10 protein-coding genes are annotated in these 15996 nt (G+C 62.7%); 5 read left to right on the top strand and 5 right to left on the bottom strand.

Translation table 11 applies throughout. From position 1 onward, the window contains the following. Nucleotides 1–2: 2 nt before the first annotated feature. A complete protein-coding gene (locus G473_RS26120) occupies nt 3–1067 on the top strand; it encodes a bifunctional transcriptional activator/DNA repair enzyme AdaA (RefSeq protein ID WP_051330098.1) in 1065 nt (354 codons plus the stop codon). Nucleotides 1068–1091: 24 nt separating this feature from the next. Here the strand turns inward: G473_RS26120 and G473_RS26115 are convergent, their stop codons facing one another. The 4 genes from G473_RS26115 to G473_RS0109735 form a co-directional block, all read right to left on the bottom strand. Next, nucleotides 1092–3626 carry a glycosyl hydrolase 115 family protein gene (locus tag G473_RS26115; RefSeq protein ID WP_051330097.1) on the bottom strand — a complete coding sequence of 845 codons (2535 nt, stop codon included), beginning with the start codon at nt 3624–3626 and terminating at the stop codon, nt 1092–1094. Between the two features lie 66 nt (nt 3627–3692). Continuing rightward, entirely contained in the window at nt 3693–5072 is a 1380-nt protein-coding gene (locus G473_RS0109745; RefSeq protein ID WP_029012947.1) for a PepSY-associated TM helix domain-containing protein, read from the bottom strand. A gap of 4 nt (nt 5073–5076) precedes the next feature. Continuing rightward, on the bottom strand, nt 5077–7371 hold the full coding sequence (locus G473_RS26110; RefSeq protein ID WP_084437863.1) for a TonB-dependent receptor: 2295 nt from the start codon (nt 7369–7371) through the stop codon (nt 5077–5079). Nucleotides 7372–7505: 134 nt separating this feature from the next. Beyond that, the gene (locus G473_RS0109735) at nt 7506–7925 is read right to left on the bottom strand and encodes a DUF2946 family protein (RefSeq protein WP_029012946.1); all 420 of its coding nucleotides are present in this window, start codon (nt 7923–7925) and stop codon (nt 7506–7508) included. Between the two features lie 164 nt (nt 7926–8089). Between G473_RS0109735 and G473_RS0109730 the strand changes: the two genes are divergently transcribed. The 4 genes from G473_RS0109730 (at nt 8090) to G473_RS0109715 (ending at nt 12846) form a co-directional block, all read left to right on the top strand. Beyond that, nucleotides 8090–8956, top strand: coding sequence for an alpha/beta fold hydrolase (locus tag G473_RS0109730; protein ID WP_029012945.1), 867 nt, complete (start codon nt 8090–8092; stop codon nt 8954–8956). Nucleotides 8957–9093: 137 nt separating this feature from the next. Beyond that, nucleotides 9094–11391, top strand: a complete 2298-nt coding sequence (locus G473_RS0109725) for an FdhF/YdeP family oxidoreductase (RefSeq protein WP_029012944.1) — start codon at nt 9094–9096, stop codon at nt 11389–11391. Nucleotides 11392–11500: 109 nt separating this feature from the next. Further along, nucleotides 11501–12253, top strand: a complete 753-nt coding sequence (locus G473_RS0109720) for a FadR/GntR family transcriptional regulator (protein ID WP_029012943.1) — start codon at nt 11501–11503, stop codon at nt 12251–12253. 98 nt (nt 12254–12351) lie between these two features. Continuing rightward, nucleotides 12352–12846, top strand: a complete 495-nt coding sequence (locus G473_RS0109715) for a hypothetical protein (protein ID WP_029012942.1) — start codon at nt 12352–12354, stop codon at nt 12844–12846. Between the two features lie 101 nt (nt 12847–12947). On the opposite strand, the gene G473_RS0109710 is transcribed toward G473_RS0109715, so the two are convergent. Beyond that, a complete protein-coding gene (locus tag G473_RS0109710) occupies nt 12948–15902 on the bottom strand; it encodes a TonB-dependent receptor (RefSeq protein ID WP_035706443.1) in 2955 nt (984 codons plus the stop codon). Nucleotides 15903–15996: the final 94 nt, after the last annotated feature.

The following is a 15996-nucleotide window of genomic DNA, read 5'->3' as shown; positions in this document are numbered from 1 at the left end:
CCATGGAAACGCTCGACCCCATCGTCTGTTACCGCGCCCTGCAAACCCGCGACCCACGGTTCGACGGGCGGCTTTATATCGGGGTCACCAGCACCGGAATCTATTGCCGGCCCATCTGCCCGGCCCGCACATCCAGGTTTGAGAATTGCCGCTTCTTTCCTTCTGCCGCTGCGGCAGCGGAAGCCGGATTCCGCCCCTGCCTGCGCTGCCGGCCGGAGACGGCACCCGGCAGCGGTGCCTGGCGCGGCACCTCCAATACCGTGCGGCGCGCCCTTTCCCTGATTGCGGAAGGGGCGCTTGACGGGGATGAGGGATCGCTGGAAACCCTGGCCGAGCGGGTAGGGGTGGGCAGCCGCCAGCTCCGCCGCCTGTTCCAGCAGCATATCGGCGCATCCCCGCTGGCCGTGGCGCAGACAAAGCGGGTTCTGTTCGCCAAGCACCTGATCCATGACACGATGATGCCGATGGCCGAGGTAGCGCTGGCGGCAGGTTTCAACAGCATTCGCCGCTTCAACGAGACGTTCCAGCAGCTTTACGGCCGCCCACCATCCGCTCTGCGCCAGCGGCGGGCGACCGGGGCAGAGATGACGGCGACAGCAGGGGTGGAACTGCTGTTGCGCTACCGCCGACCCTATGACTGGGCCGGGATGTTGGACAGTTTACGCCGTCAGGCCGACAGGGCAGAGACAGTGACGGACGGGTGTTATCACCGCCATTTGGTGCTCGATGGGGAAGCGGGCGACGTAACGGTCCGGCATGTGCCGGCGCGGGACAGTCTGGCCGCCACCATTACCTTTCCCCGGCTGCAATCCCTGCCCACCATTGTGGCCCGGCTGCGTAGGCGCCTGGACCTGGATGCCGATATGGAAATGATCGGCCAGCACCTGTCGCAGGATGCCACCCTGGCCCCCCTGCTTGCCACCCGACCGGGCCTGCGGGTGCCAGGCGGATGGGAGGGGGAGATCACCCCTGCCGCCTCCCCCACAATCACCCCGGACAGGCTGGCCGCGTGGCGCCCCTGGGATGCCTATGCGCTGGCCCTTCTGGAAGCAGGGGCGCAACCATAGCGTCCTAGCGCCAGCGTCTGCGGATCATCGCCTCTGCAGGATCAGCGCGTCCGGCACGGTCAGCGGGTCAACCATGGTCAGCACCAATCGGCGCTTGGCGCCACCCGGAATGGTCAGGCCAGATGCCTGCCGTATCCGACCCGCCATCACCCCATCGGCCCAGGCCCGGTCACCGGTTTGGCGGGGAATGGCGATGACCTGCATCGCTTTCCCGTCCAGCGCGACACCCAGGCGCAAGCCTTTATCCGGGTCCAGTGGGAAGGTGGGGATGAAATCGACCGACAGATCCCATTCGCCGGGCGGCAAGTCGATCTCATAGATCAGGCGCGGGCTATCGGCTGCATCCGGTGCGCGGGCTTTATCCAATGTGGGCATGATCGCCATGGCCCCCTTCCCCCGCCCCAGGCCGGGCACCAGGGTCCAGGCCGCATCGGATGCTGCCCGGCTGGTCGTGAAATCCTCCGCCTGGATGATAATGATGCCGGCATCCGGTACAGACGGCTGGCGCGGGCGGGGCGGCGGCGGGCTGTGCGCCGGCAGGGACAGGCCGGGGGCCGGCAGGATGGGCGGTGTCAGCCGATAGGACCGCCATTGGCCGTCGGCTGGTTCCTCCGCCATCATGCCGCGCCATTTGCCATCGGCGATTTCCTCGTTGTAGCGCCGCGTCAGGGCCTTCAACTGTTCATCCGCCGCGCGGGCCAGCTTGCCCCGGCGCCGCGCTTCCACGGGATCACTGTTGAACAACCGGTCATAGGCTTCGCCATGGAAGAAACGGCGATTGGCCAGGCCCGCTGCGCGCACCGGATATTCCACCAGTTGGAAAAACGCGTCCCGGCTGGCCGGGGTCAGGCGGGGCAACAGTCGCTCAACCCGATCGGATAAGCTTTCGAACGCCGCCAGACGCGCTTGTGCCGCCTCGATATCCAGGTCGCTGCGGCGGAACTTCTCACCCGGCAGCCACCATTGCAGATGCTCCGGCTTGCGCTCAAAATTCAGTTGGTGGTGGAGCGCCAGGATATCGGCGATCTCCGGCGCTAGATCAGCGCCGAATTCCCGTCCCGCCCAGGCCTGCAGGAAGCCCGGTGCCCCGCCAGCATGGCGGAAGGCATCCATATCCCATGCCATGGTCAGGAACAGGTCGATATTGGTTTCCGCTGGCTTGATATCACCGACATTGGCCACCCAGAGCTGGCGCGCGCCCAGATCATAGGCGCGGCCCATCTCCAACTCGATCAGGCCGGGCGGCACGGTGGAGAGCCACAGATGCGACAATGGCGCGCCCAGATAGGAGAGATGGTAGTAAATACCCGACCCGCCAGGGCGCTGCCGCTCAGCCGCCGACGGGAATTGCCGGATATAGCCGAAATTATCATCCGGCCAGACCAGGGTGACATCCGGCGGCAGGTCCAGACCGGCACGGTAAATCTCCAGCACCTCCTTATAGGGAGTGAAGACCTGGGGCACCTGCTCCACAGGACCGGGCACATGATCCTTCAGCATGGCCCGCTGGTCGGCAATGATCCGGTTCAACAGGGCGCGCCGTTCCTCCAGGCTGTCGGCACCGACAATGCCGCTATCATGGATGCCGCGCATGCCCAGCGTATAGATATTCTCATATCCCGCATTGGCCTGTACCCGCTGACGCCAGTACTCCTTCACCAGATCGGGATGGGTGGCATAGTTGAACTGGTCGGACGGGGCCGTCCATTCCCCCACATTGTTGCGCAGCATCGGCTCGGCATGGGACGATCCCATGATGATGGCATAGCGATCGGCCAGACGCGCATTGGCCGGGTCGGCATTGAAGGCCTGCGTCACTTCATGCATCGCCGGCCATAGCAGGTTGGCCCGCAGCCGCAGCAGCAGACCGAACATTTTTTCGTACGTCTTGGGCCCGATATCCCCGCGTTCGGGATCGAAATTATTGGCGGCCCAGGGATGCAGGCCCCAATCCTCATCATTGATGAAAATGCCACGATATTTCACCGAGGGCGGGCCGAGCCGGCGGGTGCCATCGGCCACATGCAGCGCATCGCGCTTGGGCGGCGGCACATCGGCCCACCAAACCCAGGGTGACACACCGATGGCGCGCGATAATTCATAAATACCGTAAGCCGTGCCACGCCGGTCACTGCCGACAATCACCAGCGCTTGCCGGATACCGGGCGCCGGATCGGTCACCGGCACGATGAGATAGCTTTCCCATGCCCCATGCAGGGAGGCCACATCCAGCCGCCCGGCGGCAACGAGCCGGTCAATGGCGGGGGAGCGGCCCAGCGTACCTACCCATATCTGGGTATCGGCCTTGGGCTGGGTTTCCGCCAGCACCGGGCGGCGACCGGTCACCGCCTCGATATCATCGGCCAGATAGGTGGCGGCAATCGCCACCACCGCATGGTCGCCGGGATCGTGGAAAATCGGCGCGGCCCGCCCATCCGCCACCAGCGGCAGGGAGCCTGCCGCCGGTCGATCCATCACCCAATCCGCCGGTCCAACACCAGCCGCAACCGGCCCCGCAAGCAAAACCCAGGACAAAAACAGCAGAAAGAACAGGCGCATACGGGTTTCCCGGACGAAGGACAGGACCAACTGGTCATGCCAAAGTCAGGGCATATGGCAGACCTGTCAAGCAACTGTACCTTGGGAAGCCACCACCGGGCGCAGGCCCAGCCAGCGCCGCGCCCGTGGCAGGGATCGCAGGACGACCCATTCCAACAAAGCCACCAGCAGCAGCGATGCCCCCAGCACTGGCAGGAACAGGGCGAAGAACAGCAGCAGGCCGGCCATCACCGCCGGACTGCCCTTGATGCGCAGCGGTGGCGGCGCGCCCAGCGCCCCCTGGGGCCGGCGTTTCCACCACATCACCACGCCACTGACCGACAGCAGCACCAGCCCCAGCGCCGCCAGCACGCCCAGTGCCTGATTGGCAGGGCCAAACAATTGCCCCTCATGCGCGGCAATGCCGATACCAACCGCCCGGTCGATAATATGACGGTCGGCAAAGCCCTCCTGCCGCAACACGGCACCGGTGGTGGCGTCCAGATCAGCGCCCACCCGTTCCGGCCGGTTTTGGGTCATGGACCGCACCGTCCAGGGCTTATCCTTACCGTTCGGGGGAGAGATAAGCACCGGGGCCGGCATGTTGAGCGTCATGGCCGTGGCGACGATATCGGTCAGGCTGACGGCACCGGCCATCATGTCGGCCCCGTCACCATGGTCGTGCCCTGCCATATCCGTGGCGCGGGTTGCTGCGCGGCTGGTCGTCCAGTCCTGGCCACCCACCGCTGCCGTCCCGGTAGCCTGACGCACGGCCTTGAAGCCGGCCCCCCAGACCGTGGCCCAGGGCAGGCCCGTCAACAGCAAGAACAAAGCGATGAAGGACAACCACATGCCCACCACGGCATGGATATCCCGCCAGAAGGTGCGGCTGCCGCCGCTGAAACGGGGGTAAAGCACCCCCGCCATCCCCTGCCCGCCGCGCGGCCACCAGAGGTAAAGCCCGCTGACGATCATGACGATACCCCAGCAGGCCGCCAGTTCCACCAGCAGCGATCCACGATCCCCCATCAGCAACTCGCCATGGATGGATTTGACCACCGCCATGAAGCGGTCTTCCTCCGCCACCTTGTTCAGGATGGCCAGCGTCTGCGGATGGACATAGACACGCCAGAGCGCGCCCTGCCCATCAGCCACCACCACCCGCACGGCACTGTCCGGTGCCGTAGGCAGGATATAGGATTTCAGCCGTCCCCCCGGCACGGCAGCAACGGCAGCAAGGGCCTGCGCATCCGCATCGGCCGGTTGGCTGGTGATGTGCAGCCCCTCATAAGGCCGGTCGATGAAAGCTTCCACCTGCGGCTTGAACAGGTAGAGCATGCCCGACAGCGACAGAAGGATGATGAAGGGCACGCAGAAAAGCCCGGCATAGAAATGCCAGCGCCAGATGGTGCGGTAATCCAGCCAGCCGGTCCGGGCCGGCGCTGCCTGCAGGGGGATGTCGCTCATCGCCTCAGCCCTTCCATTTCAGTTCGAGGGAGAATGTGCGCTGCGGATAGGGGTGGAAGACCCAGGCCTTGTCATTGCCGATATTGTCGACACCAAAGCTGAGCTGGGTCTGTTCCGTCACATCCCAGGACAGTTTCGCATCGAAAATCATGAATTCCGACACATAGCCATAGGTGTCACCGCGTTGGGTGCCCAGCAGATCGGTATTGGGCCGGGAGGCGTAGCGCCAGCCGGTGGAAAGCTGCCAATCCGGCGCGAAGCGATAGCGGGCATTGCCGTTCAGGCGCCAGTGCGGGATGCGGGGGAACTGCTCGCCTTCCGAGGCGGGGACGGCCCGGTTCTTCAGGGTCTTGGCGTCGATCCAGGCAGCATTGAAATCAATGTCCAGCCCGTCAAGCCCGACATCGAATGCCTCGATAATCGCCTCCACGCCCCATTGGCGCATCCGGTCGATATTCTTGAACGAGCTGGTGACGACGCCGAACTGGTTGAAGCCCTGCTGACTGAAAATCGCGTCATCCACCCGCTGATAGAACAGGGAGCCGGTGACCCGCACATCATCAAAGCTGTGACGCAGCATCAGGTTGGCATCGCGTGACTTTTCCGGCTTCAGGTTGGGATCGAAGCTGTTGGGATCAAACACGCCATTGCCGTCCAGCCGGCCCTGAAACAACTCCCCCACGGTGGGGAAGCGGGTGGCCGTGGCAAGTGATACCTGCGCCACCCAGTCGGGCGCCAGTTCCACCTGTGCACCCAGCGTCGGGTTGATGGCGCTGTCCTTGCGGTTATCGTAATTCTGGAAGACGGGCGCACCAGCCACCCGGTTGCCAAGCGAGCCGTCGAAAGCGCGCCATTGATCCACACGCACACCGCCGGTCAGTGTCCAGCGGTCGCTCACCTGCCAGGCATCGTCGATGAACAGGCCTACCTGCCGCGTCTTACCCGCCGTGGCGGTGGAGAATACAGGGTTGGCCCCGCTGCGCCAGTTGCTGACGTTGTTGATGGTCTGGTCAGTATAATAGAGGTTGGAATTGATGCCGACGGCCAGTTCATGGTCGCCCAGCGTACGCTCCAGCAGCAGGTCACCCGACCACCAGCCGGTATCACCGGCCCGCGTATCCGTGCCGGCCCCATCATTGATACCGTTGGTATAGCCGTTGGAACTGCGGGTGCGCTGCTTGTCGATGCTGAAATTGGACAGGTTCAGCGACAAATCCCAACCGGCCACGGGGCCGGACAGCTTCACGCCCGACAGGATCTCCCGCCGCTCATTCTTCGACAGATTGATGGTGGGCATGGTGTAGGGCACACCATCCACCAGCACGCGACCGCTATAGACCAGATTGCCGGCGCCATCGCGCAGATAGCTCTGCGGCGTGGTGCTGTCATAATCGGACAGCCAGACGGCGGCGATGCCGGTCACATTCCAGCCATCGCCAAAATCATAGCCCAGCCGGGCACGCACCTGATCCTGTGTCGTATCCTCCACCGTATAGGCACCGGCGATGGGGGTCTGGGTGATGAGGCCGGGATCGATCACCGCGCCGGTGACCGGGGTGCCCGTGGCTGCACCCGTGGCGCGGGTCAGTTGGTAGAATTGCTGGGGATGGCCATCATTTTCCAACCGGCGATAGGACAGACGCGCGCTCCACGGCCCATCCTTCTGCTTCCAACTGAAGCCGGCCTCACCGGTATAGCCCTGAAAATCCTTGTTGGTGCCATACTGCTTATAAGGCTGGATGAAATATTGCGCGGTGGCGAAGCTCTCCACCCCCTCTGCCGGCGGCTTGGTGGTGATGGAGATGATGCCGCCCATGGAATTGCCGGGATAGCGGGCGGAATAAGGACCATAGACCACATCGAACTGCTGCACTTCCCCCGACCCGATCACGCCCCATTTGGGCGGAAAAGCATAGGAATTGCCCAGGAAGTTGGAGATCAGGAACCCATCCACCATGACCAGCGCGCGGGCCGACTGGGTGGAACTGGTGCCACGGAAGCCGATAATGGCGTTGGAATCCCCGATATAGCGCTTACGCACGAAGAAATTCGGCGCGTATTTCATCAGGTCTTCGACATTCACGGCATTGATGGCGGCAAACTGCTCCTGACCCAAGGAGACGGAGAGGCCGCGCGGTTCGATGCTGATCGGGGCATCGCGCTGGCCGACGACAATCACCTCTGCGGCGGTGGTGACGGCGGCCACCTGGGTTGCCCCCTCATCGCCGAGGGCAGGCAGGGCAAAGCACAGGGTGGCGACGGAGGCAAGGCTCCGGGCGCGGAAAGAGGGAGATGACAAGGGGGAAACTCCGGCACCCACCGGCCGCTTTCAGGCGGCACCTGGTCATGGTGGGGATCAGTCAGGAACGGCGCCTGTCGCGCCCGCGATGATGGCAGGATGGGGAGGCGGCATCCGCCCCCAACCCGCAAGGATCACGCGAAAGCCGGCGGCGCCCTGGCGCCGGGAGGACGACAAAGAAGCAGAGAGGCGGGAAGAATATCCGCGCGCCGGACGCGGCCCACCCTGCGTGACAGCAGCAGGGGCAACAGCAATGCCACCAGCAGCAGAAGCGGCGCCACGGCTGCCATCAGGGCAAAGGCACACAGCCCCGGCTGATGGGTATCGACCGGGCCGGTGGCGTCCTTGGACCCCAGGCCATCGGCATGGCCATCAATGGTCTTCATCCCGCTGGCGGTACAGATCACCAGCCAGCCCTGCCCCTCATCCCCATTAATATTGGGCATGAAGCCACCAGGGATCAGCCCCCGCACCAGCAAAGCAAGCAGCACCAGCCAGGGCGCAAAGCCCCGCAGCCATGCGGCGATGCCGGAAAGGGTGCGATGGTGGATCATGCGCCGTTCTTGACGCAAGGCTTGTGGAACAGTCAAGCCCATATGGGCGCGGCAGATCGGCGCGCACCCTCTGTTGCCGGGAAACACCCATGTGTGACAGCCCATGGCAATAGAGCACGACCGTGCTATTTTAACCGGCGACCGTTTTCCCGAAGGTGGTTTCGATGTCCCAGCCTGTTTCCCGCTTCTATTTCGCCAACCGGCTGCGCCTGCATTATGTGGAATGGGGTCAGCCCGACCGGCCCACCCTGCTGCTGGTCCATGGCGGGCGCGACCATTGCCGGAGCTGGGACTGGGTGGTGCAGCATCTGGCCAATGATTTCCACATCCTGGCGCCCGATCTGCGCGGGCACGGTGATTCCGGCTGGGCCACCGGCAGCGGGTATACGCTGACCGATGTGGTGGGCGATCTGGTGCAGTTGCTGCGCCAGCGCGCCGGTGGACGTGCCTATGTCATGGGCCATTCCTTCGGCGGTGCGGGAACCATGATGCTGGCGGGCCTGTATCCGGAACTGGTGGAGCGGCTGGTTGTTGTGGAAGGGACATGGCAATGGTCGCAGCTTCAGCGCGGCATCGGCGTGCATGAACGGTTCCGCGAATGGGAAAAGACCGTGCATGAATTGTCCGCCCGCGCCCCGCGCAAATACCCCTCTCTGGACGAAGCCACGGCCCGGATGCAGGCGGAAAACCGCCGCCTGACGCTGGAGCAGGCCCATCACCTGACCCTGCATGGCATGCACCAGAACGAGGATGGCAGCTATAGCTGGAAGTTCGACAATTATGTGCGCGCACCCTATCCGCCCCAGATCGGGGTGGAGGAACTGACCTCCATCTGGTCATCCATCACCTGCCCCACATTACTGATCGGCGGCGGGCAGAGCTGGCTGCCGGCCGATGCCAATGAGGCGGCGCTTGGCCTGCTGCCGCAAGGGAAACTGGCCATGATCCCGGAAGCCGGCCATTGGCCCCATCATGATTTCCTGGCGGAATTTATCGACCATACCCGCCCCTTCCTGCTGGAGGGACGCTGAACGGGTACGCTCTCCCCAGGGCAGGGGCATGGACAGTGGTGGCGCCATAACCGGCAACAGGTCGGAACCGGTTATGGCAGGGGGCGTTACCCAGGCACGCCAACCGCACCATCGCCACAGACGCCAGGGGATACGCCATGCCCGACGATATCCGTATCAAGCCCTATGCAGGCCCGGCTGGGGGCTGGGGCTCCGTCCGGTCCCTGTTCCGCCACGCGCTGAAGCGCGACCAGCAGCCCGATGTGCTGAACCTGCTGCGCCATCAGAACAAACCGGATGGGTTCGCCTGCGTCAGTTGCGCCTGGGCCAAGCCGGCCGATCCCCACCCGGCTGAATTTTGTGAGAACGGGGCCAAAGCCACCTTTCATGAACATATGGCCGCCCGCGCCAATCCCGACTTTTTCGCCCAGCATACGGTGACGGAAATGCGGGGCTGGGCTGATTACGACCTGGAAGCCGCCGGGCGGCTGACCAGCCCGATGCGCTTCAACCCAGCCACCGACCGATACGAGCCGGTAAGCTGGACCGACGCCTTCGCCGAGATCGGGCGCGAGCTGGCGGCGATCCGGGCGGTCGATCCCAAGCGGACGGTCTTTTATGCCTCCGGTCGGGCCTCGCTGGAAACATCCTATATGTACCAGCTTATGGCCCGGCTTTACGGCAATAACAACCTGCCGGACAGTTCCAACATGTGCCACGAAAGTACATCCGTGGCTTTGCCGGAAAGTATCGGCGTCTCTGTCGGCACGGTGCGCCTGTCCGATTTCGAGGAAACGGACGCAATCTTCTTCTTCGGCCAGAATGTGGGCTCAAACAGTCCGCGCATGCTGCACCCTTTACAGGGCGCTTCCAAGCGCGGGGCTGCCATCGTCGCCTTCAACCCGCTGCGGGAGCGGGGGCTGGAACGGTTCACCAACCCGCAAAATCCGGTGCAGATGTTGACCGGTGGGGAAACCCAGATCAGCGGGCAATATCATCAGGTCCGGGCCGGTGGTGATATTGCTGCCATCGCCGGTATCGCCAAGGCGCTGCTGGAAGCGGACGACAAGGCAAGGGCGGCAGGGGCGGCAACCCTGCTGGATGATGACTTCATCACCAGCCACACACATGGTTTCACTGAATTTGCCGGATATCTGCGCCGCCTGGACTGGCCGGCGCTGGAAGCGGAATCCGGCCTGACCCGCGCGGCCTTGGAACAGGCTGCGGTGACCTATGGCAGCGCCAAGGCGGTCATCGGCATCTATGGCATGGGGCTGACCCAGCACAAGCTGGGGGTCGATACCGTGCAGATGCTGGTCAACCTGCTGCTGATGCGGGGCAATATCGGTCGGCCCGGTGCCGGCATCTGCCCGGTGCGCGGCCATTCCAACGTGCAGGGACAGCGCACGGTGGGCATCGCCGATAATCCAGATCTGGTGCCACTGGACCGGCTGGCCGCGCTTTACCAGTTCCAGCCGCCGCGGGAAAAGGGCCTGACCACGGTGGAAGCCTGCGAAGGCATCATCAAGGGAACCGTCGCTGCGTTCATCGGGCTGGGCGGCAATTTCCTGCGCGCGGTGCCGGAAACCCAGTTGATGGAACAGGCATGGCCGCAGATGCGCCTGACGGTGCAGATTGCCACCACGCTGAACCGCAGCCATCTGTTCAATGGCAAGGTGGCCTATCTTCTGCCCTGCCTGGGCCGGACGGAAATTGATGAACAGCGCACCGGACGGCAAATCGTGACGGTGGAGGACAGCACGTCATGCTTCCACGCGTCCCGCGGGTTCGCCCGGCCCGCCAGCGCCGATCTTCTGTCGGAACCCCGCATCGTGGCGGAGATCGCCAAGGCCAGCCTGCCCCCCAACCCCAACGTCCCCTGGGACGGGTGGGCCGATGATTACAGCCTTGTTCGCGATGCCATGGCCGCCACCTGGCCCGACCTTTTCGCTAACTTCAATGCAAGGCTGGGGGAGCCGGGCGGGATTGAGAAGCCCCTGCCGGCACGGGAGCGTCAATGGCACACCAATACCGGCAAGGCGAATTTCAAGCTGCCGAAAGCCTTGTCCGCCAGCTTTGCCGCGGATGTGCCGGGCGCGCTGCGCCTGATCACCCTGCGCAGCAACGACCAGTTCAACACCACCATCTATGGCTATCGCGACCGGTTCCGGGGGATTGAGGGCACTCGGATGGTGGTGTTGCTGAACCGGGACGATATGGCCCGGCTGGGCGTGACGGAAGGGCAGGACGTGACGCTGGAAACCATGGCCGATGACGGGGTGGAACGCCGCGTCGCAGGCCTGCGCGTCGTGCCGTATGAGATACCGGCCGGCTGCTGCGCCGCCTATTATCCGGAATGCAATCCCTTGATCCCGCTTTGGCAGCACGCAGAAAAAAGCAAGGTGCCCGCCGCAAAATCCGTCCCGGTCCGGTTGGTCGTAGCGGGGAAAAGTTGAGCCGGTATAACAAGCTGGTGGTGTGGCGCCTGTGGCAGGCTTCGGCTAAGATGGTCGTGATGGGCATCAGGCCATCGCGACCATCTCCGGTAGCTCTCAAAGAAAAATCATGACAACAGCGGACGCCCGCAAACTCTACCAGCATGTGGCCAATGCCATCTCGGCTTCCATCGAGTCCGGCACTTACAAATCCGGCCAGCGTCTGCCATCCGAACGTGATCTGGCAGAAAAATTCAATGTTTCCCGGCCGACGGTACGTGAAGCGATGATCGCGCTGGAAATCCGCGGGCTGGTGGAGGCGCGGCACGGGTCCGGCATCTATGTCACGGGCGCCGCGCCGGAGGGAGCCGCACCGGACCTTGATATCGGGGCCTTTGAGCTGACAGAGGCCCGGCGTCTGTTTGAAGGGGAAGCTGCCGCCCTTGCCGCCACGACCATCACGGATGAGGAACTGGACGAGTTGGACCGGATCATCCAGGAAATGGCGTTGGAAAACCGGGAAAATGTGATGGGCGAACATGCGGACCGGCGTTTCCACGTCGCCTTGGCCCGCTCCACGCGCAACAGCGCCATCGTCATGGTGGTGGAGGCGCTGTGGGATGTCCGTCACAAGTCACCCCTGTGCCGGAACATGCTGGAACGGTCCCGTCAGTTTGGCGTGCGGCCCGCTATTGATGAGCATCGCGATGTCGTGGAGGCCCTGCGGTCCCGCGATCCCCGCAGGGCCCGTGCCGCCATGCAAAACCATCTCGGGACCGTGATCGAAAATCTGCTGAAAGCAACCGAGCTTGAGGCCGTCCAGCGCGCCCAGTCGGAAATTGCGGCCAAGCGGAATGAGATCGCCCGGCGCACCGCGCTGTAAGCACCGATCACGCCCTGTCGCGGCATCGTCCCGGCGTGACGACCGCATTATTCCATTATATAATTCATTTTCCCATTATTCGAGATTCAGGAACGAAGATGACCCCTGCCCCCCTGCAAACCCTGGTCCGTACGGCCAAGGATACCCCCGGCGTGCCGGTCACCATCGTGGATTTCAATGCCGGTTTCCTGCCGCGCTTCTTCAGCTTTGCGGCGGAAAAGGCCCGGGGCCGTTATTCTTTCTGCCTGATCAGCCCGCTGGGTCGGGTGGTTCTGTCCTATTCCGATCCCTGCACCGTCCTGACTGCCGACCGTACAGCCTTCGCCAAAGCCAATACGGCGGTGCAGATCGGGTACGGGTCGGATATCTGGTCGGCCAATTTCAACCCGCAAATGTCCGGCATGCCCGGCTTGTGCGCCTATAAAGGCTCCCGCGCCCTGCTGGTGCCGGCCGAACCCCGCCCACTTTATCTTGGCTGCATCGGTGTTTCCAGCGGGGCCGCCGGCGATGATGACCCGCTATGCCAGCAATTTGCCGATTTCATCCTGGAAGAAGCGGCACGCGAGCCCCGCGCCGTGATGGCACTGGCCTGATCCTGTTTACAAAAAAAGGGCGGCAGTCGCGAACTGCCGCCCCCATCACTCCGATGTACCGAACCGGGGCCGCCGTCAGACGGCCCCGGTTAGAATTACCCTCAATCCAGCTTGAACCGGACGCCCGCCATGATACGGCGAGAACCCGTGCTGTAGGTGAAGGGCAGGTTCTTATATTGCAGATACTGGCTGGGATCGCTCTCGGTCAGGTTCAGCCCTTCCAGCGTCACACCGATCTGATCGGTGATCTGGTAGGCCAACTGCGCATCAAGCTGGCCGTAAGAGCGGTTCCAGATGCCAAGGGTGCGGTTGGCCGGCCCATCGCTGAAACCGAAATTCCCTGCGAAGGACTTGCTGCGCCACGTATAGGACAGGCGCGCCTCAAACCCGAAATCCTCGTAATAGACCTGGGTGTTGAAGGCGTGCTTGGAGACACCCGGAATGGGCAACCCGTCAGCAAAATCATTGGCGGTCGGCGACTTGCTGTCGGAATAGGTGTAGTTGGCGTTGAAGCCGACACCCCAATCGAACGCATATTGGGCTGACAGTTCGAAGCCCTTGATACGCCCGCCTTCACCATTGACCGGCCGCTGGATCGGCACGTCACGCCCACCTGCCTGATCCATGACGAATTCCGGGCTGGTCTCCGTGGTGATGAAGCTGTCCACTTCCTTCCAGAAGCCGACGGCAGACACAAGGCCCTGGCGACCGAAATAATATTCATAGCCAAGGTCGAACTGGGACGCGCGGAACGGGTCAAGGTCGGGATTACCGGACGAACCGTTGGTCGCCTCGAACAGGTTGGTCGTGGGGTTGCGGGTGAAGTCCACCCGGAAACCACGGCCCAGATCGAACAGGTTCTGACGTGCCACGACGCGGGAAGCGGCGAAGCGCACCTTCTGTCCTTCATCCAGGTCGAACACCATGTTCAGGCTGGGCAGGATGTCGGTATAGCTGCGTTTATTGGCGATGGTTTCGCTGTCCCGCAGCACGCCATTCCAGCTATCGGTGCCCAGATAGACCGGGTCAGGATCGGTGGCGCGGTTCTGGTACACGGTCAGGCTGGTATGGATCAGGCGGGCACCGACATTGATGTGATAGCCATCGCCCGGATCACCGATATCGGCCATCATGTAACCGGAATGGGTTTCCTCCTTCACCCGGAAGCTTTCCAGCGGTTCAGCATAGAAGGCGAACGGGGTGTCCGGATAAAGCGCCTGGATCCAGGCGGCGCCATTCTTCATCTGGCTGCGATCCTGGACCAGGACCTTGCCGCCCTGCACATTGCCGGCGGAGAAATTATTGATTTCTTCCACACGGCCCGGCGCATTGGTGAAGGTCTGGAACGGCGTGATCAGCGGCGGGGAATTGCCGAAGCGGTTATCGCAGGCGCGCGGAATACCCGGCGTACCGGCCGGCAATTCGCAGGACTTGTAACCGATGGCACCATCCTGGAAATAGCCGTAGGGCGTCCATTTCTGCCCATATTTCGTGCCATCCAGTTCGCCCTTGCCGGAATAATCGGCCAGATAGCGACCACGGACATAATCCACATCGCGGGAGGCGAAGCGGTAGCCGCCGCTCAGCGTAACATTACCAGCCGAGATGAAGTCCGGATCATATTCGCCATCAGCGCGCAGCGAGTAATTCTCCAGATCGGCATTCTCCCCGAAAACCCAATGCGACTTGAAGAAGCCATAGGCCGGGTTGGTGAACAGGTCGGGCGTGCTGCCAAGGCCAAAGTTGGGCAGCTTGCCGTTACCGTTGTCATAAGTGAACAGGTAGCTGGCCGGCGCCGCCGGATTGGCCGGCTGATGACTGAAGCCTGTCGGGCTAGTCGGATCAGCAGTCGGCACCGAATATTGGGTGTAACGCACATCATTATTGGCGCTGGTGCTGTCCATCGAGGCCTTGGCATAGGCGCCGCGCACCGAACCGCGGAAGTTGCCGCCATCATCATATTTCAGCCGCAGGCCGAAATTATCCGCCTTCACCTCGGCATTCTGAACATAAGAGATGGCTTCGGCGGAATTCGCCCGCATCGTGCCGCTCAACAGCACGCCATTGCCATCAATTTGATAAGGCTTGCTGGTATCCAGGCCGGGGCTTTCCACCGCGAAGGGGAATTTCAGCGATGCCTCGGACGTCAGGATTTCCGATTCAGAATGGAACCAGTCACCCGACAGTTCCATGGCATCGTTAAGCTGGATGGCACCGCTCAAGGAACCGCCGATCCGTTCGCGGGTCTGGTCGCGGTCGGTGGCGTAGCGATATTCCGGCGCATAGTAATTCTGGGTGACGGTCGCTTTGTCACCGCGTTCGGCAAAGCGCCAGTTACCGCGATTCTGCCCGCCCAGAACGTCGGTATGGATATTCTGCTTGTCGTAGGAGAAGGTGCCGATCAAGGCAGCCTTGTCATTCCAGTTATAGCCGGCAGCGACCGCCCCCAGGGGCTTCCATCCGCCATCGGCACCACCGGATTTGGCACCACGGACGTTGCCCGCCAGCGTCATGCCTTGTGCCAGCGACAGGGCATTGCGTGTCTTCAGGTTGATGATGCCGCCCAGACCGCCTTCCAGCAGGCGTGGGTTGGGTGACTTATAGACATCAACACCGCCCAGCAGTTCCGACGGCACGCCTTCCAGACTGTCGGTATTGCGCTCCTGCCCTTCCCCAAGGGTGAAGACTTCAAGACCGGTCAGGAAAATCTCGTCATTCAGCAGGGTGACATTCTGGTCCAGGCCGCGGATACGGACCTTGGTGCCCTGGCCGTTATTACGATCAATCTGCACACCGGACAGACGCTGCAGGCTTTCTGCAATGTTCTGGTCCGGGAACTTGCCCATATCCTCGGCAGTGATGGATTCGATGATCTCGTTGGAGTTGCGCTTCACCTGCAGCGCATCCGCCAGGGATGCACGGAAGCCGGTGACGATGATCTCCTCCATCTGCACATCCTTGGAGGCTTCCTGCGCGGAAACCACAGCCGGCATCCCCACCAGCGCGATGGTTGCAACAGAGCGTAGATAGACTCCGAGTCTGCTTTTCTCAGGCATCTCTTCTCCCTCCCAGGAAATATTCGCTTTTCGATTTTGGTGCGGTCATGCCGCTTCCTATTACCTGCTTCATTCCCGACATGGCGTCAACTGA

The sequence above is a fragment of the Niveispirillum irakense DSM 11586 genome (genome assembly GCF_000429645.1).
Lineage (GTDB): Bacteria > Pseudomonadota > Alphaproteobacteria > Azospirillales > Azospirillaceae > Niveispirillum > Niveispirillum irakense.
Note: the sequence above shows the minus strand (reverse complement) of the source record. Positions and strands in the feature narration are given on the sequence as shown.